General features: G+C 48.6%; 24 protein-coding genes and 3 tRNA genes. 4 read left to right on the top strand and 23 right to left on the bottom strand.

The window, feature by feature from the left end; genetic code table 11:
• A partial coding sequence (locus tag ABD980_RS04455) for an RNA-guided endonuclease InsQ/TnpB family protein (protein ID WP_345369890.1) occupies positions 1-1,108 on the top strand: 1,108 nt, incomplete at its 5' end.
• Between the two features lie 22 nt (positions 1,109-1,130).
• On the opposite strand, the gene ABD980_RS04450 is transcribed toward ABD980_RS04455, so the two are convergent.
• From ABD980_RS04450 to ABD980_RS04355, 20 genes are all read right to left on the bottom strand, one after another.
• Positions 1,131-1,670, bottom strand: coding sequence for a DUF2818 family protein (locus ABD980_RS04450; protein WP_345369888.1), 540 nt, complete (start codon positions 1,668-1,670; stop codon positions 1,131-1,133).
• A gap of 12 nt (positions 1,671-1,682) precedes the next feature.
• Positions 1,683-3,224: an NADH-quinone oxidoreductase subunit NuoN gene (gene nuoN / locus ABD980_RS04445; protein WP_377536064.1), complete on the bottom strand. Its 1,542-nt coding sequence runs from the start codon at positions 3,222-3,224 to the stop codon at positions 1,683-1,685.
• Between the two features lie 12 nt (positions 3,225-3,236).
• Positions 3,237-4,724: an NADH-quinone oxidoreductase subunit M gene (locus ABD980_RS04440; RefSeq protein WP_345369886.1), complete on the bottom strand. Its 1,488-nt coding sequence runs from the start codon at positions 4,722-4,724 to the stop codon at positions 3,237-3,239.
• Positions 4,725-4,735: 11 nt separating this feature from the next.
• Entirely contained in the window at positions 4,736-6,739 is a 2,004-nt protein-coding gene (gene nuoL / locus ABD980_RS04435) for an NADH-quinone oxidoreductase subunit L (protein WP_260649867.1), read from the bottom strand.
• A gap of 16 nt (positions 6,740-6,755) precedes the next feature.
• On the bottom strand, positions 6,756-7,064 hold the full coding sequence (gene nuoK, locus ABD980_RS04430) for an NADH-quinone oxidoreductase subunit NuoK (protein WP_260649977.1): 309 nt from the start codon (positions 7,062-7,064) through the stop codon (positions 6,756-6,758).
• Positions 7,064-7,681 (bottom strand): NADH-quinone oxidoreductase subunit J, encoded by a 618-nt coding sequence (locus ABD980_RS04425; RefSeq protein ID WP_260649868.1) that lies wholly within the window; start codon positions 7,679-7,681, stop codon positions 7,064-7,066. Before ABD980_RS04425 ends, nuoK begins: the two co-directional genes overlap by 1 nt.
• Before the next feature lie 16 nt (positions 7,682-7,697).
• Entirely contained in the window at positions 7,698-8,186 is a 489-nt protein-coding gene (nuoI, locus tag ABD980_RS04420) for an NADH-quinone oxidoreductase subunit NuoI (protein ID WP_345369883.1), read from the bottom strand.
• 16 nt (positions 8,187-8,202) lie between these two features.
• Positions 8,203-9,276, bottom strand: coding sequence for an NADH-quinone oxidoreductase subunit NuoH (gene nuoH / locus ABD980_RS04415; protein WP_345369881.1), 1,074 nt, complete (start codon positions 9,274-9,276; stop codon positions 8,203-8,205).
• On the bottom strand, positions 9,276-11,603 hold the full coding sequence (gene nuoG / locus ABD980_RS04410) for an NADH-quinone oxidoreductase subunit NuoG (RefSeq protein ID WP_345369879.1): 2,328 nt from the start codon (positions 11,601-11,603) through the stop codon (positions 9,276-9,278). Before nuoG ends, nuoH begins: the two co-directional genes overlap by 1 nt.
• A gap of 15 nt (positions 11,604-11,618) precedes the next feature.
• The gene (gene nuoF / locus ABD980_RS04405; RefSeq protein ID WP_260649872.1) at positions 11,619-12,983 is read right to left on the bottom strand and encodes an NADH-quinone oxidoreductase subunit NuoF; all 1,365 of its coding nucleotides are present in this window, start codon (positions 12,981-12,983) and stop codon (positions 11,619-11,621) included.
• Positions 12,980-13,471, bottom strand: a complete 492-nt coding sequence (nuoE, locus tag ABD980_RS04400; protein ID WP_260649873.1) for an NADH-quinone oxidoreductase subunit NuoE — start codon at positions 13,469-13,471, stop codon at positions 12,980-12,982. The genes nuoF and nuoE overlap by 4 nt, the downstream gene beginning before the upstream one ends.
• 29 nt (positions 13,472-13,500) lie before the next feature.
• On the bottom strand, positions 13,501-14,754 hold the full coding sequence (locus tag ABD980_RS04395) for an NADH-quinone oxidoreductase subunit D (protein WP_260649874.1): 1,254 nt from the start codon (positions 14,752-14,754) through the stop codon (positions 13,501-13,503).
• A 1-nt stretch (position 14,755) separates the two neighbouring features.
• Positions 14,756-15,367: an NADH-quinone oxidoreductase subunit C gene (locus tag ABD980_RS04390; RefSeq protein ID WP_260649875.1), complete on the bottom strand. Its 612-nt coding sequence runs from the start codon at positions 15,365-15,367 to the stop codon at positions 14,756-14,758.
• Between the two features lie 18 nt (positions 15,368-15,385).
• Positions 15,386-15,862 carry a NuoB/complex I 20 kDa subunit family protein gene (locus ABD980_RS04385; RefSeq protein ID WP_077733703.1) on the bottom strand — a complete coding sequence of 159 codons (477 nt, stop codon included), beginning with the start codon at positions 15,860-15,862 and terminating at the stop codon, positions 15,386-15,388.
• Between the two features lie 27 nt (positions 15,863-15,889).
• Positions 15,890-16,249 carry an NADH-quinone oxidoreductase subunit A gene (locus ABD980_RS04380; RefSeq protein ID WP_260649876.1) on the bottom strand — a complete coding sequence of 120 codons (360 nt, stop codon included), beginning with the start codon at positions 16,247-16,249 and terminating at the stop codon, positions 15,890-15,892.
• Positions 16,250-16,602: 353 nt separating this feature from the next.
• On the bottom strand, positions 16,603-17,790 hold the full coding sequence (locus tag ABD980_RS04375; protein WP_345369874.1) for a porin: 1,188 nt from the start codon (positions 17,788-17,790) through the stop codon (positions 16,603-16,605).
• Between the two features lie 364 nt (positions 17,791-18,154).
• Positions 18,155-18,239 (bottom strand) — tRNA-Leu (locus ABD980_RS04370).
• Between the two features lie 121 nt (positions 18,240-18,360).
• Complete coding sequence (secG, locus tag ABD980_RS04365; protein ID WP_260649878.1) at positions 18,361-18,774, bottom strand: preprotein translocase subunit SecG; 414 nt, start codon at positions 18,772-18,774, stop codon at positions 18,361-18,363.
• Positions 18,775-18,793: 19 nt separating this feature from the next.
• Positions 18,794-19,534 carry a triose-phosphate isomerase gene (tpiA, locus tag ABD980_RS04360; RefSeq protein ID WP_345369872.1) on the bottom strand — a complete coding sequence of 247 codons (741 nt, stop codon included), beginning with the start codon at positions 19,532-19,534 and terminating at the stop codon, positions 18,794-18,796.
• Between the two features lie 76 nt (positions 19,535-19,610).
• Positions 19,611-20,585 carry an NAD(P)H-quinone oxidoreductase gene (locus ABD980_RS04355; protein ID WP_345369902.1) on the bottom strand — a complete coding sequence of 325 codons (975 nt, stop codon included), beginning with the start codon at positions 20,583-20,585 and terminating at the stop codon, positions 19,611-19,613.
• Between the two features lie 177 nt (positions 20,586-20,762).
• Between ABD980_RS04355 and ABD980_RS04350 the strand changes: the two genes are divergently transcribed.
• Positions 20,763-20,852, top strand: a tRNA-Ser gene (locus ABD980_RS04350).
• A gap of 14 nt (positions 20,853-20,866) precedes the next feature.
• Positions 20,867-20,953, top strand: a tRNA-Leu gene (locus ABD980_RS04345).
• A gap of 137 nt (positions 20,954-21,090) precedes the next feature.
• Here the strand turns inward: ABD980_RS04345 and pnp are convergent.
• Both pnp and rpsO read right to left on the bottom strand, forming a co-directional pair.
• Positions 21,091-23,241: a polyribonucleotide nucleotidyltransferase gene (pnp, locus tag ABD980_RS04340; RefSeq protein ID WP_345369871.1), complete on the bottom strand. Its 2,151-nt coding sequence runs from the start codon at positions 23,239-23,241 to the stop codon at positions 21,091-21,093.
• 89 nt (positions 23,242-23,330) lie between these two features.
• Positions 23,331-23,600 (bottom strand): 30S ribosomal protein S15, encoded by a 270-nt coding sequence (gene rpsO, locus ABD980_RS04335; protein WP_260649881.1) that lies wholly within the window; start codon positions 23,598-23,600, stop codon positions 23,331-23,333.
• Between the two features lie 181 nt (positions 23,601-23,781).
• Between rpsO and ABD980_RS04330 the strand changes: the two genes are divergently transcribed.
• The gene (locus tag ABD980_RS04330) at positions 23,782-24,267 is read left to right on the top strand and encodes a hypothetical protein (protein WP_345369868.1); all 486 of its coding nucleotides are present in this window, start codon (positions 23,782-23,784) and stop codon (positions 24,265-24,267) included.
• 18 nt (positions 24,268-24,285) lie between these two features.
• On the opposite strand, the gene pssA is transcribed toward ABD980_RS04330, so the two are convergent.
• The gene (gene pssA, locus ABD980_RS04325) at positions 24,286-25,059 is read right to left on the bottom strand and encodes a CDP-diacylglycerol--serine O-phosphatidyltransferase (protein WP_345369866.1); all 774 of its coding nucleotides are present in this window, start codon (positions 25,057-25,059) and stop codon (positions 24,286-24,288) included.
• Positions 25,060-25,075 lie beyond the last annotated feature (16 nt).

Genomic DNA, 25,075 nt, shown 5'->3' with positions numbered 1-25,075 from the left:
GAAAGAGCGCTACGAGCGCGGAGAGAAGAAGCTGGGCTACGCCGGGCTGTGCAAGATGCTCACCGAGTGGCGCAACAGCACGGAAACGGCTTGGCTGGCCGATGCGCCTGTGCATCCACTGCAACAGGCACTGAGGGACTTGGAGCGGGCTTACTCCAACTTCTTCGCTAAACGCGCGGCCTTCCCGCGCTTCAAGAAGAAGGGCCAAGGCGACAGCTTCCGCTACCCCGATCCGAAGCAGATCAAGCTCGATCAGGGCAACAGTCGTATCTTCCTGCCCAAGCTGGGATGGCTGCGCTACCGCAATAGTCGCGAGGTGCTGGGCACAGTCAGAAATGTCACCGTGAGTCAGTCTTGCGGCAAGTGGTTCGTAAGCATCCAGACCGAGCGCGAAGTTGAGCAGCCCGTGCCGCAGGCCACCACGGCAGTGGGCATCGACATGGGCGTGATCCGATTCGCCACACTCTCGGACGGCACGTTCTACGCGCCGCTCAACAGCTTCAAGCGGCATGAAACCGCCTTGCGTAAAGCGCAGCAGGCGCTGGGCCGCAAAACCAAATTCAGCAACAACTGGAAGAAGGCGAAAGCCCGAATCCAGCGCATTCACTCCCGTATTGGCAACGCCCGCCGCGACTTCCTGCACAAGACTTCGACCGCGATCAGCCAAAACCACGCGATGGTGTGTATCGAGGATTTGCAGGTACGGAACATGTCCAGGTCAGCGGCAGGTACTACCGAACAACCGGGACGAAACGTTCGGGCCAAGTCCGGCCTGAACAAGTCCATCCTCGATCAAGGCTGGTTCGAGTTCCGCCGCCAACTGGATTACAAGCTGGCGTGGCAAGGCGGCTGGCTGGTTGCAGTGCCGCCACAGAACACGAGCCGTTCCTGTCCGTGCTGCGGCCATGTGTCTGCCGACAACCGGCAGACGCAAGCCCGATTTGCGTGTGTGGAATGTGGCTTCGAGGAAAACGCCGATGTGGTCGGCGCGATCAATGTGCTAAGGGCGGGACACGCCCGGTTCGCCTGTGAAGTGAGCGATGTAGTAGGGTCGCCAGCAGCAGGAACCCACCGAAGCGACTCAGGAGTGGCTCAATGCCGCGCCTGAGCGCCGTAGGAATCTCCGGCCTTCAGGCCGGGGAGGATGTCAATAAAACACGACGACGCTTGAGCAAGTAACGAATAACAAACCCAGGATACGCCAACACCAAAAACAGACTATATGTAATGGCATAAAACTCCCAGCCTTGTGGGAACACATTACCTAAGCTGGACTCAAAACCAATCCCAAGTACACCAATCAACCCATATAGCACGCTAACCTCGAGCAAGCGTGCAAAAAAGGATTTACTAATGGGTTGTTTACGTTGTGTCCAAGCAGGCACCGCTAACAATAAAGCGGCTACCAGCACACACGCCACACTCAATAAGAGTAAATGCATCGGACTCACAAATAATGTTTGGCTTAATGTACGATGCATTAGCCAACCCACAGCAAGCAAAACCCCCGTGTACACGATAAAAACCAACCAGCGTGCTAACACCGAGCGGTTTTGCTCACCTTTTTGTTGCCAGGGTAAAAACAACAAAGGTCGCTCAACAAAGAAGGGAATGTTGGCGCTGACCAAAGACAGCACAATTAATACCCAAATAGCAACGTTTTGACTCATGATAAACCCACATTAAAAGCGCAAAGATTCTTGAATAACGCGCATGCTTAGATCCATGAGACCACCGGGTAAAATCCCGAGAATAATGATCAATAAGCCATTCACCGCAAAAACAGCTTTGGCTGCAAAGCCGATTTGAATGGGCTGATCCAGCACATCCGTCTCGGGCTCGTCAAAGTAAGCCGCTTTAACCACACGAATGTAATAGAAAGCACCCACTAAAGACATCAGCACCGCCAATACAGCTAGGCTCACATGACCTGCTCCAACAACGGCCTGCAACACCGCTAATTTAGCGTAGAAGCCAGCCATAGGGGGAATCCCCGCTAGAGAAAACATGGTCAGCAACAGCAACAGAGCCAACATCGGATGACGACGATTCAGTCCCTTGAGATCGGCAATGTTTTCACACTCAAAGCCTTTGCGACTCAAGACTAAAATCAAGCCAAATGTTGCTAAGGTCGTTAGTACATAGACCACGCCATAAAACAAGGCAGAACCATAAGCATAATTTGCCATCATCACGTCTTGACCGATCAACTGGCGAATAAACCCAGTTAAGCTATCGGCCTGAGCGCTTTCTGCAGTCACACCAGACAATAAGCCTAAAAACACAAAGCCCATATGGGAAATGGTGGAATAGGCCAGCATGCGTTTAAAGTTAGTCTGTACTAAAGCGGTTAAGTTCCCTACCACCAAAGAAAGCACAGCCATAAACATCAGCATAGGTTGCCAATCCAACGCAATACCATGTAATGCTTCTACCAACAAGCGTAGGGTCACCGTGAGTGCCGCCAGTTTCGGCGCTGCAGCAATCACTAAGGTAACCGTGGTCGGAGCCCCCTGATACACATCCGGTGTCCACATATGGAAAGGCGCTGCGGTAAGCTTAAACGCTAGCCCTGCCACCACAAACACCACCCCAAAAATCAACGCTAAGCGCTCTGCTTCACCAGCATTAATGACCGCAGCAATGGCTTTTAGATCCAAATGTCCTGTAGCGCCGTAAATCATAGACATGCCGTATAACAGCACCCCAGAGGACAAGGCACCCAAGATAAAGTATTTCATTGCGGCTTCGGTCGCTTGCGCATTTTCACGACGAATGGCAACCAAAGCGTAGAGCGCAAAGGACATGAGCTCTACCCCTAAAAACACCATGAGCAAGCTGCCGGCAGAAATCATTAACAACTGCCCTAGCAATGCCATTAGCGTTAAAGAATAAAGCTCACCGCCACGCTCTACCATCTCGCGCTGCTCAGCATATTGACGCCCATACAACAGCGTCACGGCCACAGCCACACAAGAAAGCAATTTCAAAAAGTGAGATAGCGAGTCCACCACATACAAGCCACTAAAGCTTACACCGGTTAGACCTTGGCTCCACTGCCAAAGCACGGCTAATCCCACCACCACAATGCTTAGCTGACTAAGCGCAAAAGTACTATGTCTGGCTTCTGTTTTATTGAATGAATCAAAAATCAGCACACCTGCAGCTAGGATCAGAAGCAGGATCTCAGGCAAAGCCAGAGCGAAATCAAATGAGTTTTGCATAATGTTCCAGGTCTACAGTTTCGATACAGAGACGTGCTGCAGCAGAGCATCGACGGAGACGTGCATGATTTCCGTAAAGGGTGCAGGATAAATCCCCATGCCCAAGACGGCGATAGCCATCACGCCTAACACAAAGAACTCACGGCTGCTAAGGTCGCTCATTTCCTCTACGGCAGGATTTTTGATGGGGCCATACGCCACACGCTTGAGCATCCAAAGCGAATACGATGCACCGGTAATTAACGCTGTCGCTGTTAATAAACCGATCCAAAAATTGTATTCAACCGCACCCATAATCACGGTGAACTCACCAATGAAACCACTTGTACCTGGTAGCCCACTATTAGCCATGGAAAACAGGACAAAGAAGGTCACGAAGCGAGGCATCACGTTAACGACGCCACCGTAATCAGCAATCTCACGTGTATGCATACGGTCATATAACACACCAATACACAAGAACATGGCTGCTGAAACAAAACCGTGCGAAATCATTTGCATGATCGCGCCTTCCATACCGGTTTTGTTGAAAATGAAAAACCCGAGAGTCACAAAACCCATGTGCGCTACAGAAGAATAGGCCACGAGCTTTTTCATGTCTTTTTGTACGATGGCTACCAAACCAATGTACACCACCGCTACTAAAGACAAGGCGATCATCAACCCAGAGAGGCTATGCGAGGCATCTGGAGCGATCGGCAATGAAAAACGCAAGAAACCATAAGCCCCCAGCTTAAGCATAATAGCCGCCAAAACCACCGAGCCCCCTGTAGGCGCTTCCACGTGAGCATCTGGCAACCAAGTATGTACCGGCCACATTGGAACTTTGACAGCAAAAGCCATCAATAAGGCAATAAAGATCAGAATTTGCGTATTCAAACCTAAGGGCAGTTTATGCCAGGTAAGAATATCAAAGCTGCCTCCAGCCTGGTGCCATAGGTACACAAAAGCCACTAAGGTGAGCAAGGATCCCATTAGGGTATAGAGGAAAAACTTCACCGAGGCGTAGACACGACGCGGCCCACCCCAAACCCCTATGATGATGTACATGGGGATCAATGTGGCCTCGAAGAAAATATAAAAGAGCAAACCATCGAGTGCGGCAAATACGCCAACCATTAACCCCGATAAAATCAGGAAGGCTCCCATATACTGGGCGACACGATCGGTGATTACCTCCCACCCCGCTAATACCACAATAATCGTGATAAATGCGGTCAGCAGAACAAACCAAACAGAAATCCCATCTACGCCTAAGTGATAATTCACTGAGTATGATTGGATCCAAGGCGTAAGCTCCACAAACTGCATGGAAGCAGTGCTAGGATCAAAGCCCGTATAAAGAGGAATTGTGACAAGAAACGCTACGACTGAGCCAATCAAAGCCAAAGTACGAGTGAAATTGGCTCGATCGTCTCGCCCAAGGGCGAGGACTAATAGCCCCGCCACAATAGGCGTAAAGATCGCAAGCGTTAGCCAAGGAAAAGTAGAAGACGCCATATCGCTAGCCATTATTGAACCGTCAGCACGAAAAAGGTTAAGAGCGCCATAATGCCGAGAATCATGGCAAAGGCATAGTGATAGATATAACCGGTTTGTAAACGACGAGAAATTGCTCCAAACCAGCCCACCACACGAGCGCTACCATTGACAATCAAACCGTCAATCAAACCTGCGTCAGCACCTTTCCAAAGTCCAGTACCTAAGCAGCGCACACCGCGTGCAATCACTTGCTCATTAATCCAGTCCACATAGTATTTGTTTTCTAGAACACGATAGACACCCGAGAAATTACGCTTAAGCGCAGCAGGGATGCTGGGGTTTACGAGATAGAAATACCATGCGACCACTAAACCTGCGACCATTAGCCAGAACGGTACGGTAACGAAACCATGTAAGGCGTAGGCCACCCAACCATGCCAACCTTCAGCTAATGTCTGCATCACGGTATGTTCCGGATGAACGGTGATCACACCATTGAAGAAATCGCCAAACAACAATGGGTCAATGAACCAAATGCCAGCGATAACAGAAGGAATGGCTAAGAGGATAAGAGGCAGCGTCACCACCCAAGGGGATTCTTTAGGATCACCCTGAAGCGCTTCGTGCTCACCCAATGCCTCTGCGGGAGGATTACGGAAATTTTCTTTGCCGTGGAAGACTAAGAAATACACACGGAAAGAATATAAAGAAGTAATAAAGACCCCTATTAAGGTCGCATACTGAGCAAAGCCGGCGCCCCATACCCCAGAGGCTGAAGCCAATGCCGCTGCCTCGATAATATGCTCTTTGGAGTAAAAGCCAGAGAAGAAAGGCGTACCAACTAAAGCCGCTGTACCAATCAAGAACGTGATCCATGTGATGGGCATATATTTACGCAAGCCGCCCATGGCACGAATATCTTGATTATGGTGCATACCAATAATGACAGAGCCAGCCCCTAAGAACAGTAGTGCTTTAAAGAAGGCGTGTGTCATCAAGTGGAAAATCGCCACCGAATAAGCCGAGGCTCCTAGTGCGACAGTCATATACCCCAACTGGGATAAGGTGGAATAAGCCACCACCCGCTTGATGTCGTTTTGGATAATGCCCAAAATCCCCAAAAACAGCGCGCCAATTGCACCAATCACAATAATAAAGGACAACGCGGTATTGGAGTACTCAAACACGGGGGAGAAACGCGCCACCATGAAAATCCCTGCGGTTACCATCGTTGCGGCGTGAATCAATGCAGAAATCGGTGTGGGACCTTCCATGGAGTCGGGTAACCATGAGTGTAAAGGGACCTGTGCCGATTTACCCATCGCACCAACAAATAAGGCAATACACGCTACCGTTAGCAGCTGCCAACTTGTACCAGGGAAACTGAGCTGTGCCAATTGTTCGGCTTTAGCAAAAATTTCACCGTAGTGCATGGTGCCTGTATAGGCATAAAGCAAACCAATCCCCAAGGCAAAACCAAAGTCACCAACACGGTTCACCAAGAAGGCTTTCATATTAGCAAAGATGGCGGTTTCTTTTTTAAACCAGAATCCAATCAATAGATAAGAAACCAAGCCCACGGCCTCCCAACCAAAGAAGAGCTGTAGCATGTTGTTAGACATGACCAGCATCAACATGGAGAAGGTAAACAGGGAAATATAAGAGAAAAACCGTTGGTAGCCGGGATCCTCTGCCATATAGCCGATTGTGTAAATATGCACCATCAGCGACACAGAGGTCACAACCACCATCATGAGCGCGGTCAAATTATCAATTAAAAAGCCAATTTGCCACGTGGCATCACCAATAGTTGCCCAGGTATAAACCGGACCATCAAAGGTGTGACCGTTTAGTGTTTGCATCAACACCATCACGGAGCCAACCAAGGAAATCAATACACCTAAAATAGTGATTGAGTGAGCGCCTTTTTTGCACACAAATCGGCCTAAAAAACCGGTGCCAAAAAGCCCCGCAATCAGCGCCCCTGCTAAGGGAGCTAATGCAATGAGTAAATATAAATTTGGTGAGTTCATTGTTTGTGCTACCCCATCAACCCTTGAGCTGGTCAAGTTTTTCGACGTTGATTGTATTCAGGTTACGGAACAACAGCACCAGAATAGCTAAACCGATCGCGGCTTCAGCCGCTGCGACGGTTAAAACGAAGAAAACAAAGACCTGTCCGGCCGTATCCCCAAACCATGTGGAGAAGGCAATGAAGTTCATGTTGGCAGAAAGCAAAATGAGCTCTACCGACATCAACAGAATAATCAGGTTGCGACGGTTCAAAAAGAAGCCAAAAAGCCCGATTGTGAACAAAATAGCACCAAGAACCAGATAATGCGTTAGACCGATTGTCATCATTGCTTGTCTCCTGCATCGGCGGTAGTAGGTGTGACGGCTTTCATTTTGACCATACGTAAACGATCTGAAGCCTTAACGCGGACCTGATCTGAGGATACGGTACGTTTTACATCGCTACGTTTACGCAATGTCAACGCAATAGCAGAAACCATACCTACCAACAAGACAACGCCACCTACCTCTACGGCTAATATGTAGTCGGTGTACATCGCTGTACCCACTGCTAAGGTGTTGTTGTAGTCCGCAGGCATTTCTACAGCAGGACCAACATCTAACCAAGCCCGGGTCAGAACAAAGGCCATCTCTAAAATCATGATGCCGCCCACGGTTAAGCCCAATGGTAGGTAAGCTTTAAGGCCGCTTCGTAACGAAGGCATGCGCATATCCAGCAGCATAATGACGAACAAGAACATCACCATCACTGCGCCCACATACACCACGACAAGCAACAAGGAGAGGAACTCGGCACCGAGTGTCATCCAAATCATGGCGGCAGTAAAAAACGAGAGAATCAGATGTAAAGCAGCAGCCACGGGGCTGGCAGCGGTCACCACACGGAAGGCCGCCACCACCAAAACCAAGGCTAAGACATAAAACAGGATTGTAGTAAACATGTGTCAGTCCTTTGCCTTAGCGATACGGTGCATCGGCAGCGCGACGCTCGGCAATTTCAGATTCGTAACGATCACCAATCGCTAGAAGCATTTCTTTGGTGTAGTACAAATCCCCACGTTTTTCTCCATGGTATTCATGGATGTGAGTCTCTACGATAGAGTCCACAGGACAGCTTTCTTCACAGAAACCACAGAAAATGCATTTGGCCAGATCAATGTCATAACGAGTGGTACGGCGCGTACCATCTTCTCGCTCATGCGACTCAATCGTAATCGCCATCGCTGGACAAACCGCCTCGCACAATTTACATGCAATACAACGCTCTTCGCCATTGGGGTAGCGACGTAGCGCATGCAAGCCACGAAAACGTGGTGATGCAGGGGTTTTTTCATAGGGATAATGCAAAGTGACCTTGCGACGGAAAAAATATCGACCCGTCAGGCGCATCCCTTTCAGCATCTCCGACAGCATTAAGCTGCCAAAAAAATCTTTGATTGCTTCCATAATTTGCCCCTATGTCCTAGTTCCAGATATTAAGCGGCGTCTGCATCCAGATTGCCACAATCACGAGCCAAATACCCGTCAATGGAATAAAGACTTTCCAGCCTAAACGCATAATTTGGTCGTACCGATAACGTGGGAATGTGGCGCGGAACCAAACAAACATAGACACGACCACAAAAGTTTTTAGTCCTAACCAAAGCCAACCGGGAATCCACGTAAAGGGTGCATAATCCACTGGGGGTAACCAACCACCCAAAAACATGATGGATGCCAATGCAGAAAGCAAAATCATGTTGGCATACTCACCCAAGAAAAAGAGTGCAAAGCCCATACCGGAATATTCCACCATGGGTCCAGCCACAATCTCGGACTCCCCCTCTACCACGTCGAAGGGGTGGCGGTTGGTTTCAGCAACGGCCGAAATCACATACACCACAAATAAGGGCAACAAAGGTAGCCAGTTCCAAGAGAGGAAATTCACACCTTTATCTGCAAACATACCGCTATCTTGGCTCATCACAATGCCGCTTAGGTTTAAAGTCCCCGACACTAACAAGACGGTTACTAGCACAAAACCAATAGCGAGTTCATAGGAAAGCACCTGAGCGGCTGCACGCAGCCCCCCTAGCAAGGCGTATTTAGAGTTGGATGACCAGCCCGCTACCACCACACCATAAACCCCTAAAGAAGTAATGGCTAAGATATATAGCAAGCCAGCATTGACGTCCGCCAATACCATTTCAGGACCAAAAGGCATCACTGCCCATGCCGCTAGCGCTGGCATCAGCGTCACGACAGGTGCTAAAACAAACAATAAGCGGTTCGCATTAGCGGGGACAATGATCTCTTTGGTAAGAAGTTTGAATACGTCAGCAAAAGGTTGGAGCAAGCCGCGGTAACCCACACGAGTAGGTCCACGACGGATGTGCATAAAACCAATCATCTTGCGTTCCCAATAAGTGAGGTAAGCCACACATAAAATAATAGGAATCGCAATACAAAGAATCTTAATTAGCGTCCACACCACATACCAAGCGGTCGGGCCAATCAGACCTTCGCCAAACTGTTGAATCGTCGATAGCCAGTCCATTACACGCGCTCCACTGTCAGTTGACCAAACGCACTGCCTAAAGCAGCCGTTTCAGCAAAAGCTGCTGCAATACGCACACTGTTCACGGCAACGGTGTTGTCGAGCTGTGCAACCAGCGTGATCTCGCCTTGGGCAGAACGTACCCGCACCAGATCCCCATCTACCAACTGCAATTGCTCTAAGGTTTGAGCATGTATGCGGGCTGTGGGTAAAGCACTAGCGGGGGTTTGCTGCAAAGGCTCTGAACGACGAACCATCGCGTCTGTACGGTAGATTGGTACATCCGTGACTCGCTCAATCGTATTTGCTTCGGGTAATAAGGCTGGTTTTGCTTTAATGTCGTTACATAAACGCGAGGCCACCCCTGAGCTAATCACCGTATCGCGTACCGCCTCGGAAGTTTCCTCATCAAAACCATCTAGCTCGAATAAATTACCCAAAACACGCAGTACTTTCCAAGCAGGACGTGAATTTCCTACTGGGGCCGCTACACCTTTAAAGCTTTGCGCACGGCCCTCGGCATTCACAAAAGTACCAGAAGTCTCGGTAAATGGAGCGATAGGCAACATCACATCCGCCCAGCTTTCTGCCGCAGACCGATATGGAGTTAAGGCCACGGATAAAGTTGCCCCTTTTAGGGTCTCAACCGCACGAGCACCTAAATCACTATCCAGTTCAGGCTCTACGTTCAAGACAAAATAAGCGTGTAAAGACTGAGCCAACATTTGCTCAGCAGTTAAACCACCATTAACAGGCGTAGCTCCTGCTAAATAGCCCCCTACGGTATTTCCACCTGCGGTTAAGAAACCTAAAGTGGCGCCTAGGGTATTGGCTAAGACAGAAGCGTTAGCCATAATGACACTTGCCTGATCAGAAGCCACCGCCATATTGCCTAAAAACACAGCAACACGCTCACCTGATACCAGACTTTGTGCAATCTGTTTTGCCGCCTCCGAAGGCTCGAGTGTAGCGAATTCGTCAATAGGCGTTTGATTTTTCGCCTGAGCAACGGCTACAGCGACCTGTGCCACAGCATTAGCGATTTGACTAGGCGCAGTAGTGATACGCCCTGCAATATGTGTAAATAACGGATCATCGGCAGCCGAATCAATAAAAGAAACCTGCGCGCCCTTTTTAACCGCTTGACGTAAACGTTGTGCCATCAAGGGGTGATCTTTACGCAAGAATGAGCCGATTACCACAACACGGTCTAAATGATTTAGCTCGGCAATAGGCATACCTAACCATGGTGTGCCCTCAAGAGCTTGGTCAAAGCGTGCATCGGTTTGGCGTAAGCGGAAATCCACATTCTCAGAACCCAAGGCACGCGTTAAGCGTGCAAGCAAGGCGAGCTCTTCCGTCGTAGACTGCGGGCTGCCAATCGCCCCAATCTGATCACTACCAAATTTTTCCTGGATGGCTTTTACCCCATGCACAATCATCTGTAGTGCATCATTCCAGGAGGCCTCACGCCATGAGCCATCGTTTTCACGAATCATAGGGTGCTCAAGGCGATCTTCGTAAAGCCCAGCATAAGCAAAACGATCGCGATCACTGATCCAGCACTCGTTTACCTCATCGTTTTCAAAGGGCACTACACGTAGGACCTTGTCCATTTTGGCGTGGACAATGATATTCGCGCCCAAACTATCATGAGGGCTAACGGTGCGACGACGTGCTAATTCCCAAGAGCGTGCTTTAAAGTGAAAAGGCTTTGATAGCAAAGCTCCTACGGGACAAACATCAATCATGTTGCCCGAAAGCTCCGACTCCACGGCTCGCCCTACAAAAGTGGTGATTTCGGCGTGCTCACCACGCCCAACCATACCGACCTCTTGAATGCCAGCGATTTCCTCGCCTGTACGTACACAGCGTGTGCAATGAATACAACGCTGCATGGCCTCGGTGGAAATTAAAGGCCCCATAGATTTAGCGGCTACCACACGCTTTTCCTCTTGGTAGCGTGAGGCGGAGCCGCCATAGCCCACCGCTAAGTCTTGAAGCTGGCATTCGCCACCTTGGTCACAGACGGGGCAGTCTAAGGGGTGGTTGATGAGCAAAAACTCCATCACGTCTTTTTGCGCCGCTATGGCTTTTTCAGAGCGTGTGTGTACCACCATGCCATTGGTTACCGGCGTAGCGCAGGCAGGCAAAGGCTTAGGGGCTTTTTCTACGTCAACCAAACACATGCGGCAGTTTGCCGCAATACTGAGCTTTTTGTGATAACAGAAATGCGGCACATAGACCCCTGCACTGTGCGCAGCTTGAATAACCATGCTGCCTTCAGGGGCTTCTAGTTTGATGCCGTCGATGGTGAGTTCTACCATTAGTTTGTCCTGAGCCTACAAATATTGGGGCACCACACAGCTTTTGTGCTCGATGTGGTGTGCGAACTCGTCGCGGAAGTGCTTAACAAAACTACGTACAGGTAATGCAGCCGCATCACCCAAAGCGCAAATCGTGCGCCCCATAATGTTTCCGGCAATTTCATCAAGCATAGCTAAGTCTTCAGGCCGACCTTGGCCGTGTTCAATACGGTGAACCATGCGCCATAACCAGCCCGTACCCTCGCGACATGGTGTGCACTGACCGCAACTTTCATGGTAATAAAAATACGATAAGCGCAATAAGGATTTCACCATGCAACGGGTTTCATCCATCACGATGACCGCTCCCGAACCCAGCATGGAACCGGCTTTAGCGATGGAGTCATAATCCATATTGGTCTGCATCATGATGTCAGCGGGTACGACTGGCGCACTGGATCCCCCTGGGATCACGGCTTTTAATTTACGCCCGCCTCGTACCCCCCCTGCTAATTCCAATAGTTTGGAAAAAGGTGTACCCATTGGCACTTCGTAGTTACCAGGCAGCTCTACATCACCGGACACGGAGAAAATTTTAGTACCACCGGCATTAGGCACCCCGGCCTCTAGGTATTCTTTACCGCTATTGCGTAAGATCCAAGGCACGGCAGCAAATGTTTCAGTATTGTTGATGGTGGTAGGCTTGCCGTATAAACCATAGCTGGCAGGGAAAGGAGGCTTAAATCGCGGCTGGCCTTTTTTACCCTCTAATGACTCGAGCAGAGCGGTTTCCTCGCCACAGATATAAGCCCCATAACCATGAAAAGCATGTAGTTGAAAGCTAAAGCCCGAACCGAGAATATTTTCACCTAAGAAACCCGCAGCACGAGCTTGCTCCAGCGCTTCTTCAAAACGCTGATAGACCTCAAAAATTTCGCCGTGAATATAGTTATAGCCAACGCTGATCCCCATTGCATAGGCAGCAATTGCCATACCTTCGATAACGGCATGAGGATTAAAACGTAAAATATCACGGTCTTTAAAGGTACCAGGCTCACCCTCATCAGAGTTACAGACTAAGTACTTTTGGCCAGGTAAATTACGTGGCATAAAGCTCCACTTTAACCCACTGGGGAAACCAGCCCCCCCACGGCCACGCAATGCGGAGGTTTTAATTTCCGCAATCACGTCCTCTGGCGTCATACCCGTAGTCAGGATACGACGTAAGCCCTCGTACCCCCCACGTTTAATATAACCATCCAGGTCCCAATTCGTGCCATCTAAACCGGCAAGAATCTGCGGGTTGATATGGCGCCCATGAAAAATCATGCTACGCGATAAGTCATTAGCAGGATTGGGATCCAAGCCTTGTGATAGGCGTTTTAAAACATCTAAACTCATGCCGACTCTCCGTCCTTGAGGGCAGCCAACATGGCATCAATGCGCTCAGGCTCCATACGTACGCACATGTGATGATTATTCACAAGCATCACTGGTGAATCCCCACATGAGCCCATGCACTCGCACTCTTCAATAGTAAACAAACCGTCTTCTGTGGTTTGACCATAGTCGATGCCAAGCTTTTGTTTTAGGTATTCGCCGGACTTCACCCCATCTCGTAACGCACAGGGTAAGTTTGTGCAAACGGAAATGGTGTATTTGCCAACCGGCTGTAAATGGTACATATCATAAAACGTGGCTACCTCTTGTACCATTACCGGAGGCAAACCGAGATAATTCGCTATATCTTCAATGATGTCGGTAGACACCCACCCTTTTTCTTCTTGGGCTATCGTTAGCGAAGCCATAATGGCCGAGCGCTTTTGCTCAGGCGGGAACTTGGCTAGTTCTTTGTCGATGCGTTGATAGGCTTTTTCGGAAAGCAGCATAATTTGATTCCGTTATGTTGAATGCCGCCTTAGCGGTCGATCTCACCAAACACAATGTCTTGGGTACCGATGATGGTCACTGCATCAGCCAGCATGTGGCCGCGCGACATTTCATCCAAAGATTGCAAATGTACAAAACCCGGGGCGCGAATTTTCATGCGGTAAGGCTTATTGCCCCCGTCAGACACTAAATAAATGCCGAACTCGCCTTTAGGGTGTTCGATACCAGCGTAGACTTCGCCAGGTGGAACGTGCATGCCCTCGGAGAACAATTTGAAATGGTGGATGAGTTCTTCCATCCCCGTTTTCATGAGCTCACGTTTCGGCGGTGCGACTTTATGGTTATCTGTGATAACAGGACCTGGGTTTTTACGTAACCACTCTACACACTGGCGGATAATGCGATTGCTTTCGCGCATTTCTGCAATGCGTACTAAATAACGGTCGTAACAATCCCCATTGGTGCCCACCGGAATATCAAAATCCAAGCGATCGTATACCTCGTAGGGCTGCTTTTTACGTACATCCCACTCTACGCCAGAACCACGTAACATAGGCCCAGTAAAGCCTAAAGCCATGGCGCGCTCTGCTGTGACAATACCCACATCCACCAAACGCTGTTTCCAAATACGGTTATCTGTTAGAAGCGTTTCGTACTCATCCACGCACGCAGGAAAGCGATTCGTAAAATCTTCGATAAAGTCTAATAAAGAACCGGAGCGCGCCTCGTTCATCTGGCGCAGCTCTTTATCGCTACGATATTTATTACCCTGATATAAAGGCATGGAATCGGGCAGATCGCGATAAACCCCACCCGGACGATAATAAGCAGCGTGCAGACGCGCACCGGATACGGCCTCGTACATATCCATTAAGTCTTCACGCTCGCGGAACGCATACAAGAACACCGCCATCGCACCCACGTCCAGAGCATGGGAGCCCACTGACATCAGGTGATTGGATAAGCGTGTGATCTCATCAAACATCACACGGATATATTGAGCCCGCAAAGGGACCTCGATACCAAGGAGTTTTTCTACCGCCAAACAATAAGCGTGTTCATTACACATCATGGATACGTAATCAAGACGATCCATATACGGTAATGTCTGCAAATAGGTACGGTGCTCGGCCAGTTTTTCAGTGGCTCGGTGCAACAAACCAATATGCGGGTCGGCACGCTGGATGACCTCGCCATCCATTTCTAGTACTAAGCGTAAAACCCCGTGTGCAGCAGGGTGCTGAGGACCAAAGTTTAATGAGTAATTTTGAATTTCAGCCATATTAGCGCCCTACTCCATAATCATCTTCACGAACAACGCGAGGGACAATTTCCCTTGGCTCAATGGTTACCGGCTGGTAGATCACCCGTTTTTGCTCGGGGTCATAGCGCATCTCTACATAGCCTGATATCGGGAAATCTTTACGGAATGGATGGCCAATAAAACCATAATCCGTCAAAATACGTCGTAAATCAGGGTGGCCCTCGAAAATGATCCCATACAAATCAAAGGCCTCTCGCTCAAACCAGTTAACCGAGGGCCAAACAGAAAATAAAGTGGGAATAGAGGGGAACTCGTCATTGGTGCAGTAAGCGCGAACCCGCATCCGCCAATTATGAGTTAAAGAGAGAAGATGGATGACCACCGCGAATCGGTGAGGAAAACGAGATGCTGCATCGGTATAGGTTGGAGCACCCCATGCAGAATAATCAATACCACAAAGATCAATACAGGTTTCAAAGCGAAGTGATGGATGATCGCGTAGTGTGGTACAGATATCAACCCAGTTTTCTGCTGGGGCTTCTAGAGTGATTTCACCATGAGAGTGAATAATCGTTGCATCGTCGCCAAACACCGAGTGCAAAGTAGATTTAAGGGTTTCAAGCCGAGTCATGTATGTACCTTTGAAGCTTTAACGTGCAATGGTGTTAGTTAAGCGGATCTTATTTTGCATTTGTAATAAGCCGTAAACCAAAGCCTCTGCAGTGGGAGGACACCCTGGCACATAGATATCGACAGGCACAATGCGATCACAGCCACGTACTACAGAATACGAATAATGATAGTAACCGCCACCATTAGCACAGGACCCCATTGAAACCACCCAGCGCGGTTCTGCCATTTGATCATAGACTTTGCGTAAAGCTGGCGCCATTTTATTACAAAGGGTTCCAGCCACAATCATTAAGTCAGACTGGCGTGGGCTTGGGCGGAAAATAATACCAAACTGGTCTAGGTCATAACGGGCTGCCCCCGCATGCATCATTTCGACCGCACAGCAGGCCAAGCCAAAAGTCATCGGCCACATGGAGCCTGTTTTTGCCCAGTTCAGAAGCTTATCTGCACTGGTGGTAATAAAACCTTCTTTGAGAATACCATCGATAGCCATAGTTTTGCCTTTAAAGCGTTTAAGCTATTACTCCCAATCGAGAGCACCTTTTTTCCATTCGTAGATGAAGCCTACCGTCAACACCAATAGGAACACCATGACGGTCCAGAAACCCACCATACCTACCGTGCCCTGAGCCATAGCCCATGGGAACAAAAAGGCGATTTCCAAATCAAACATAATGAAAAGAATGGCGATAAGGTAGTATCGAATATCGACTTTCATGCGAGAATCGCCAAAAGCCTCGAAACCACACTCGTAGGGAGAGAGTTTTTCATCGTAGGGGCGGTGCGGTCCAAGAATACGCCCCGCTGCAATTAAAGCAAAACCGATTAAGGTTGCCACGATGATGAAGAGTAAAACGGGAAAATAATTTTGCAGATTCATGCAAACACCCACTCACAGTAAGTAAACTCTTTGATTGTAGCATTTTACATCTGGAGTTTACGTAAATCTGCCCATAAAACAAGCATTTATGGGCTTTTTAACGTGTAAGGCGCACCAGCATTCAGTTTAGAAACATTATCAGTTTTATCTAGCTGTACGTAGTGCGTACGAATTATTGCAAGCGTTTTGCAACGCACTTATTTTAACAGAGTTATCACTCTTATATAAGAGTAAACCCCAGATAATGTACTATATAAAACAACACTTTGATGACTTATAGGCATAAAAAAAGCCACTCCGAAGAGTGGCTTTTTATTCCAGTGTATTGCAACGCAGTCATCTGCGTTAAACAATTAGAACTGGTGACGTAGGCCTACACCAACCAAAGTGGATTTGGCATCAGGTGCAAACTGAACGTTTTTGGCGTAAGAACCAATTGCGTACACATTGGTGCGCTTGGATAGGGGGTGTGTGTAACCCAAGCTGTATGTGTGCTGTTTTTTGAACTCGAGGCCAGACAGATTACGGACAGCCTCAGGCGCTTTGTCTAGGTCAGCCATGTGCCAGGAGGCCATTACTTTACCAGCACCCACAGGAGCGCTTAGACCAGCTAGGTAGGAGTTAACACGTAGACCTTTCAAACCCTGGAAGCTAGGCAAGAAGCTCTCATCAGCGTAGGACTGTGTTGCAAACATACCGTCGCGTGTTTGACCACCAGCTAGGTGTAGCTTAACAACCTCGAAGTCGTAGCTGAAAGCCGCTGCCCAAGCTTTAGCCGTTACATTACCTACATCGTTAGCTTTAATGCCATTACGGTCCTTAAACTGATCGTAAGATAGCGCCGCACCGATAGGGCCGTTTACATAACGTAGACCGGTTGTCCAACCTGCCTTGTTGTTTTTGTTACCGTCACGATCCCAATCGTCGCCGTCTTTAGCATCAACGTTGGTAGAGTAACCCACACCAAACTGGAAGCCAGAGAAGTTAGGGGTTTGGTACATGACCATGTTGTCGTAACGAGCGGTGTTCGCTGCAGACAAAGCACCACCGATGTTAGCTTGGTCGAAACCACCACCAAAAGGATCACCCACACCAGGGATGTATTTGGAGGCGATGTTGGTTTGACGACCTAGGTCTAGTTGACCCCAGCTGTCACCAGCCAAACCTAAAGTGGCTTGACGACCGAACAAACGACCACCTTGAGCTTGGTTACCGTTAGCGATGTTGAAACCGCTCTCTAGTACGAATACAGCACGTAGGCCGTTACCTAGATCCTCGGAACCTTTTAGACCCCAACGGTTACCGGACTGAATACCACCGATCAAACCAGTACGCTTGTTTTTGAAGTCCTGACCACGCGTATTAGAGTAAGGATTACCAACAACTTCACCCTCGTCATTAAGTACAGGGTTAACAGAACCTTTAATTTGCTGGAAACCGATACCACCGTCAAGGATACCGTATAGAGTTACAGAAGTTTCTGCTTGAGCGATGCCAGCAAAACCGGCCATCAGAGCAGCAGCGAGCAGAGTCTTTTTCATTTGTGAAATCTCCGTGGATTTTTTGAGTAAATCAGAGCAGCCCAACAATCAATTTGTGTGCTACTGCTCTTTCTAACTCCGCAATGGGAAGTTGATGCTATTGCAGCAAAATTCTGGCCTACTGGCTATGGTTTGCAGCGAAAAACCGACATATTCCTGCTTTTTCGTTGCTTAACCACAACATTTCGTGGTTTTGTTGCCACAACCCAGATTTAGCTCGGGTTATGTAAAACAGCCAGTCCATGCATTTGCTTTGACGTGCATCACTTCAACCAAAGCAGTGAAGTGTTGATTCTATTTAAGCCTGTATCGGCATAAATATGCAAGCATAAAAAAACCGAGCCAGGCTCGGTTTTTAGTATTCTGGTGCCGACGGCGAGAATCGAACTCGCACAGCTTTCGCCACTACCCCCTCAAGATAGCGTGTCTACCAATTCCACCACGTCGGCATTGTCTGCGCTAACGCGCCAAACAACAAGATTTAAACTATAGCACCATTTTCACAAAAAAGGATGGTTTCCAGCAAAAAAACGACAAAACCACCCTGGTTCGTATAAAAAAAACAACAAATTAATCTTGTTGCTCTGCTGGGCTTGTGTTTTCTACATTAGGCACCGCGTCCACTGCGCTGGGCACAGAAGGCACACTTAAATTATTTTCTGGTTGTTGTACTGGTGCAACAACACCACCAGGAATAGCTGGCTCAAAGCCCTGCATAATGCTGCTCTCGGCCTCGACACGCACTGGATGATGAGCTACCCATGCTAAGCCCCCTGTAGCGACAAAGAACACAATCGCCGCCCATTTCGTCATCCGTGATAAAAAGTTAGCCGCACCTGCTGCACCAAACACACTACCCGAGGCCCCAGCCCCAAAGGCAGAGCCCATATCCGCGCCTTTACCCTGTTGTAAAAGCACCAAACCAATAATAGATAGAGAGGCAATGACTTGCACTGCTTGTAAAACGGAAGATAACCATTCCATGAAATATTCTCCGAGCCGTTTAGGCGGCCGCTATAGATAAAAAATCGTTGGCTTTTAAAGAAGCCCCGCCAACCAAAGCACCATCAATATCAGGCATTTTAAACAAATCGGCTGCATTTGTTGGATTTACACTGCCGCCATATAGGATACGTACGTTGGGGGCTTCGGCCTGTTGTAATAAACCACGAATATAAGCATGTACGCTTTGGGCTTGCTCGGGGCTTGCACTTTTCCCTGTTCCTATTGCCCATACCGGCTCGTACGCAATGACCAATCGGCGCAATAAATCAGGGCTTAATTCTAATAACTGCTGGAGCTGCTGCAAAATCACCGACTGGGTTTGGTTTTGCTCATGTTCGGCTTCTGTTTCACCGACACAAACCACCGGTGTCAGTCCGGCCTGCAAGGCGGCCTGCGTTTTAGCTAAAACCAGTGTATCGGTCTCGCCATATAATGCGCGACGCTCAGAATGCCCGAGCAACACCCATTGGCACCCAAAATCTTTTAGCATGGTGGCAGAGACTTCGCCTGTGAATGCCCCCGCTTCGTGCTCGCTCATGTTTTGAGCCCCCCATTGGATGGGCGAACCCGACAAAAGCTGTTGTAACTGGGCTAAATAAGGGTGTGGTGCGCACACAACAATATCTGTCTGTGAGTGGGCATTGCCTAGGTCAGCGATGAGCTGATTTAGTAACTGCGCATTTTGGTCCAAAGACCCATGCATTTTCCAGTTACCCATTACTAATCGTTTTTTAGTCATACAAAAACCCGGTTGTGTGGTTTACACCACAATTATTCTCAAACCCATTATTGTAGCCTGTCGCCCTAGCCTATGCCTAGACAGCCAGAATAATTTTACCGATCTGATCCCCCCTTTCCATTAAGGCATGCGCCTGTGCAGCCTCTGCCAAAGGAAAGGTTTGATAAATTAATGGTTTAACTTTCCCCTGTTCGAGTAAGGGCCAAACCTCTTGATATAAGGCTTGTGCTACCTGAGCTTTAAAAGCGGATTCTCTGGGGCGCAGGGTAGAGCCTGTAATTGTTAAACGACGGCGTAAGATTTGCCCAGCATCCAGCTGCGCTTTAGCTCCCCCTAAGAGCGCAATCACAACAATACGCCCATCATCCGCCAAACACGCTAGATCTCGATTTAAATAATCCCCGGCCACCATGTCTAGAATGACATCAACACCCCGACCATGTGTATGCGCTAACACCACCTCTTCAAAAGATTGCGTTTTATAGTTAATACCAATCGCGCCTAGCTGCTCTACAGCTTGAACTCGCTCATCTGACCCCACCGTCGCAAAAACCTGATGACCTTTAGCAACGGCAAGCTGAATGGCGGTAGTACCAATACCACTCGCCCCACCATGCACTAAAAGGCTTTCGCCTGCTTGTAACTGAGCACGCATCCAAACATTGCTATAGACCGTAAAAAAAGTTTCAGGAATGCCAGCGGCTTCGGTTAAAGACAAGCCTTTTGGCACGGGTAAACAATGCGAGGCGTCAACAGCAGCAAACTCAGCATACCCCCCGCCGGGCAGTAAAGCACAAACCGTATCCCCTATTTTTAAGCTCGTCCCGCGCAAATCCCCCGCTATCAAGGTGCCAGCCACCTCTAGCCCTGGCAGATCTGAGGCACCGGCCGGAGCAGGATAAGCCCCTTTACGCTGAAACACATCGGGGCGGTTAACACCTGCGGCCGCAACCTGGATCAAAACCTGACCTGCTGCTAGAGTAGGCATCGGACGCTGCGTAGGCTGCAATACCTCGGGACCACCTGGGGCGGTGATTTCTACAGCTAACATGGTGTTGGTCATATTTCCTCCTTAAATGGCTTTAAATCGAGACTGATTACATTGTAATTCAGTATTTTGCTCTATTTTCCGTACTTTTATAAAAAAAACGTGACAAATTTATTTTAATCGGTTAATATTATTTTTTTAGCAGTTATAGCAACTACTAAATATGTGTGATTAGGCACCGGAAGCGTGCCAGAGTGGTTGAATGGACTGGTCTTGAAAACCAGCGATGGGGTAACCCATCCGTGAGTTCGAATCTCACCGCTTCCGCCACAACACACAGCGCCGCATCCATGGCGGAATAGGTAGACGCAAGGGACTTAAAATCCCTCGAACGCAAGTTCGTCCCGGTTCGATTCCGGGTGGATGCACCAAAATTCAAAGCCCTGACAGGTAAAAACTTGTCAGGGCTTTTTATATTTGTTTTGCGTATAAAAAAAGCTGAGCGTACTCAGCTTTTCTTTACACCAATGGATTTTCTGTTTTAACAGAAAACCCGTGCTTGCGAAATTTACTCGTTTTCTTTGGTGTCTTTAGGGCCCTGAGGACCGCCTTGGGCTTCGATGCCACCAATGGCTTTCATCGACAAGCGTAAGCGACCCTTGTCATCGGCTTCGATAACCTTAACACGAACCTGCTGCCCCACCGCCAATACATCATTAATGTTATTGATACGGTAGTTAGCAATTTCAGAAATGTGCAATAGGCCATCTTTACCAGGCAGGACTTGAACAATAGCACCAAAGTCCAATACACGCATCACTGGCCCCTCGTATTCTTGACCCACTTCGACTTCGGCTGTGAGCTCTTTAATACGACGCTCTGCTTCTTGGGCTTTATCCAAGTCAGCACTTGAAATAGTAATGGTGCCGTCTTCACCAATGTCAATCTGTGTACCGGTTTCTTCGGTTAGGCTGCGAATCGTTGCCCCGCCCTTACCGATGACATCGCGGATTTTATCGGGATTGATTTTAAGGGTGAGCATGCGAGGAGCAAAAGCGGATAGCTCTGTACGCGAGCCCTCGAGCGCCTCTTTCATTTTTCCTAAAATATGTAAGCGACCCTCTTTGGCTTGAGCCAAGGCCACCTGCATGATTTCAGTGGTAATACCCTGGATTTTAATATCCATTTGCAGTGCTGTAATACCTGCTTCGGTACCAGCCACTTTAAAATCCATATCACCTAAATGGTCTTCGTCACCCAAAATATCGGTCAGAACGGCGAATTTACCACCCTCTTTAATTAGCCCCATTGCTACACCCGCCACGTGATCTGCCATGGGCACACCCGCATCCATCATGGATAGCGAGCCACCACATACAGACGCCATGGAAGACGAACCGTTGGACTCGGTGATCTCAGAAACTACACGAATGGAATACTGGAAGTCTTCTGGGCTAGGCAATAATGGAGTCAATGCACGCTTAGCTAAGTTGCCGTGACCAATTTCACGACGTTTAGGTGCCCCAAAACGCCCGGTTTCACCAGTAGCAAACGGAGGGAAGTTGTAATGCAGCATAAAACGATCACGCGACTCGCCCATCACGGAATCAATAATCTGCTCGTCTTGCTTCGTGCCCAAAGTTGCTACCACCAAAGCTTGGGTTTCACCACGCGTAAAGAGAACGCTCCCATGCGCACGTGGTAATACCCCCAAGCGAATAGAAATAGGACGCACTGTGCGAGTGTCACGCCCATCAATACGAGGCTCCCCGCTGAGGATTTGACCACGTACAATTTCACTTTCGAAATCAAAGAGAATGTTATCGACTTCGACACTATCGGGGGCATCGGTACCGGCGGCTTCCGCTTGCTCGACTAAACCAGCGTGAACTTTAGCATAAACATCGTTCACAGCCGCTGTACGCGCTTGCTTTTGACGAATTTGGTACGCGGCTTTTAAGTCTTCGTAAGCTAAGGCTTTAACCGCATCAATAAGAGGCTGATTCACAGGCGCTGGCTGCCAATCCCACTCGGGTTTACCGGCTTCCTCGACCAGCTCATTGATTGCATTGATCGCTACTTGCATTTGTTCGTGACCGAATGCAATCGCCCCTAACATGACCTCTTCGGAAAGCTGCTGCGCCTCGGACTCTACCATGAGCACGGCGGCCTCTGTACCTGCGACCACCAAATCCAAGGCGGACTGATCGAGCTGGCCAGAAGAAGGGTTCAGCACATAATTGCCATCCACATAGCCCACACGGGCGGCACCAACGGGGCCATTGAATGGAATCCCAGAAATAGCCAAAGCAGCCGATGCCCCAATCAGAGCAGGAATATCCGGACTGATTTCAGGGTTAACCGACAAAGCATGAATAATAATCTGGACTTCGTTATAAAAGCCTTCGGGGAATAAAGGACGCAATGGACGGTCAATTAAACGAGCCGTTAACGTTTCACGGTCAGAAGGCTTACCTTCGCGCTTGAAAAAACCACCCGGGATACGACCGGCGGCATAGGTTTTTTCAACATAATCAACAGTTAAGGGGAAAAAGTCCTGCCCAGCTTTGGCCGTTTTTGCGCCAACAACAGTAGCTAAAATAACAGTATCTTCGATAGAAACAAGAACAGCACCGGAGGCTTGGCGAGCAATCTCACCGGTTTCGATCACAACTTGATGCTGTCCATATTGAAATGACTTCGTCACTTTATTGAACATTAGGAGATATCCTTACAATAAAAAAGCCGCGCACATGCGAAGCTATGTTCGCACCATGCACGGCTGTATCGCGGGGCAATGCCCGTGAATCACTTACGTAAACCGAGTTTTTGAATTAGTTCACTGTAAGCGCTAGGTTTACGGTTTTTGAGGTAGTCGAGTAATTTACGACGACGGCTAACCATACGTAATAGACCACGACGAGAGTGATGGTCTTTTTTGTGGCTCTTGAAGTGCTCAGTTAACACATTAATGCGTGCGGTTAATAGCGCTACTTGGACTTCGGGAGAGCCGGTATCACCTTTAGCACGTTGAAATTGTTCAACGACTTCGGCTTTATTGATGTTTGTTCCAGACATAATTTCCTCGAAAAACTGGCGTTAGGGCCGAGTATGCCCTAACGTGCAATAACAACAAATAGATAAGAGTGTAATTATAGCGGATTTTAACCAAAAAGCCGATGCTTATGTTTAAAATCCGTAAAGTCGCTTATATCCAAGGATATACTACACCATCCAGCTTGATTTCCCGAGATTTACTATGCTTCGTCTTTCAGCTCTTTGCCTGCTGCTATTAGGAGCTTGCACCACTATTAGCGAAACCCCTACGGGCACCCCCATCGAACAGGTTTTACAGCGCTATGGTGCGCCCACCTCTGTGTGCCCTGCACAACACCCTACTCGCTATATCTGGTCACAACAACCTAATGGACGCTACGCATGGGCGATAGAGGTAGACGCTAATAAGCAAGTCACCCATGCTTCTCAAGTACTCACCGATCATGAGTTTGCCCGCCTACAAATAGGCGTTTGGACTAAAGAGCAAGTGCGCTGCCATTTTGGTCCCCCAGCTGAAAGAAGCATTACCCCCTATCGAGGCATAAAAAGATTAGTCTGGTCCTACCGCTATAAACAAAATAGCGTATGGGAATCACTCATGCATGTGTATTTTGATGAAAATGGTGTAGTACAGCACTACCACCCAGGTCCAGACCCACAAGTCATTGATGAATGGAACCTGTGGTAAACAGCAGTGACAACACGATCACATCGAAGGGCCATTCGTCGCTTTACGTTGGCGCAGTTGGCGCGCTTTGCGCCAACGCCAAAACATCACCACCCAGCCCGAAACGCTGTATAAAATAAATAAACTAAATAAGACGATGGGCGGGTCTGATGACACAAAAACAAACAGCAGCACAAATAGCAACATGACCCAAAAAGGAACACTACGCCCTAAAGCAAAGGATTTCCCACTGTAAAAAGGTGCATTTGAGACCATCGCTACCCCCGCATATACGGTTAGCGCAAAAGCCCCCCAAGCCAAAGGTTGGGCGTCGATATTCAACTTGTTATCTACGGAAAGCCAAACAAAACCTGCTATTAATGCCGCCGCGGCTGGACTAGGTAACCCCTGAAAAAAGCGTTTATCTACCACAGCGATATTGGTATTAAAGCGCGCTAAACGCAACGCGGCCCCAACAACAAATACAAAAGCGGCCAGCCAGCCCCAACGCCCTAGGTCTTGTAAGGCCCACACATACATCACAAAAGCTGGTGCTACCCCAAAGGAGATAATATCTGCCATTGAGTCATATTGCTCCCCAAAAGCAGATTGTGTATTTGTCAGCCGAGCCACACGCCCATCCATGCCATCAAATACCATAGCTAAAAAGATGGCAATGGCTGCTATTTCAAAGCGGCCATTCATGGCTTGCACCACAGCATAAAAACCGGCAAATAAATTCGCTGTCGTAAACGCATTGGGCAATAAGTAAATGCCACGGCGGCGTTTATCATCGGAATGGTAATCAGGCATAAGCACCTAACAGATG

The organism is Paenalcaligenes hermetiae, from assembly GCF_039543645.1.
Taxonomy (GTDB): domain Bacteria; phylum Pseudomonadota; class Gammaproteobacteria; order Burkholderiales; family Burkholderiaceae_B; genus Paenalcaligenes; species Paenalcaligenes hermetiae.
Note: the sequence above shows the minus strand (reverse complement) of the source record. Positions and strands in the feature narration are given on the sequence as shown.

Coding starts and splice junctions, on each gene's coding strand:
- ABD980_RS04390 (WP_260649875.1), bottom strand. CDS start 15,367: ATGACTCGGCTTGAAACCCTTAAATCTACTTTGCACTCGGTGTTTGGC.
- nuoL (WP_260649867.1), bottom strand. CDS start 6,739: ATGAACTCACCAAATTTATATTTACTCATTGCATTAGCTCCCTTAGCA.
- ABD980_RS04375 (WP_345369874.1), bottom strand. CDS start 17,790: ATGAAAAAGACTCTGCTCGCTGCTGCTCTGATGGCCGGTTTTGCTGGC.
- nuoG (WP_345369879.1), bottom strand. CDS start 11,603: ATGGTAGAACTCACCATCGACGGCATCAAACTAGAAGCCCCTGAAGGC.
- tpiA (WP_345369872.1), bottom strand. CDS start 19,534: ATGACTAAAAAACGATTAGTAATGGGTAACTGGAAAATGCATGGGTCT.
- ABD980_RS04385 (WP_077733703.1), bottom strand. CDS start 15,862: ATGGCTATCGATGGTATTCTCAAAGAAGGTTTTATTACCACCAGTGCA.
- ABD980_RS04380 (WP_260649876.1), bottom strand. CDS start 16,249: ATGAATCTGCAAAATTATTTTCCCGTTTTACTCTTCATCATCGTGGCA.
- secG (WP_260649878.1), bottom strand. CDS start 18,774: ATGGAATGGTTATCTTCCGTTTTACAAGCAGTGCAAGTCATTGCCTCT.
- nuoK (WP_260649977.1), bottom strand. CDS start 7,064: ATGACAATCGGTCTAACGCATTATCTGGTTCTTGGTGCTATTTTGTTC.
- ABD980_RS04395 (WP_260649874.1), bottom strand. CDS start 14,754: ATGGCTGAAATTCAAAATTACTCATTAAACTTTGGTCCTCAGCACCCT.
- nuoH (WP_345369881.1), bottom strand. CDS start 9,276: ATGGACTGGCTATCGACGATTCAACAGTTTGGCGAAGGTCTGATTGGC.
- nuoN (WP_377536064.1), bottom strand. CDS start 3,224: ATGCAAAACTCATTTGATTTCGCTCTGGCTTTGCCTGAGATCCTGCTT.
- pnp (WP_345369871.1), bottom strand. CDS start 23,241: ATGTTCAATAAAGTGACGAAGTCATTTCAATATGGACAGCATCAAGTT.
- pssA (WP_345369866.1), bottom strand. CDS start 25,059: ATGCCTGATTACCATTCCGATGATAAACGCCGCCGTGGCATTTACTTA.
- nuoE (WP_260649873.1), bottom strand. CDS start 13,471: ATGCTGCTTTCCGAAAAAGCCTATCAACGCATCGACAAAGAACTAGCC.
- rpsO (WP_260649881.1), bottom strand. CDS start 23,600: ATGTCTGGAACAAACATCAATAAAGCCGAAGTCGTTGAACAATTTCAA.
- ABD980_RS04440 (WP_345369886.1), bottom strand. CDS start 4,724: ATGGCGTCTTCTACTTTTCCTTGGCTAACGCTTGCGATCTTTACGCCT.
- ABD980_RS04450 (WP_345369888.1), bottom strand. CDS start 1,670: ATGAGTCAAAACGTTGCTATTTGGGTATTAATTGTGCTGTCTTTGGTC.
- ABD980_RS04425 (WP_260649868.1), bottom strand. CDS start 7,681: ATGTTTACTACAATCCTGTTTTATGTCTTAGCCTTGGTTTTGGTGGTG.
- nuoF (WP_260649872.1), bottom strand. CDS start 12,983: ATGAGTTTAGATGTTTTAAAACGCCTATCACAAGGCTTGGATCCCAAT.
- ABD980_RS04330 (WP_345369868.1), top strand. CDS start 23,782: ATGCTTCGTCTTTCAGCTCTTTGCCTGCTGCTATTAGGAGCTTGCACC.
- nuoI (WP_345369883.1), bottom strand. CDS start 8,186: ATGGAAGCAATCAAAGATTTTTTTGGCAGCTTAATGCTGTCGGAGATG.
- ABD980_RS04355 (WP_345369902.1), bottom strand. CDS start 20,585: ATGTTAGCTGTAGAAATCACCGCCCCAGGTGGTCCCGAGGTATTGCAG.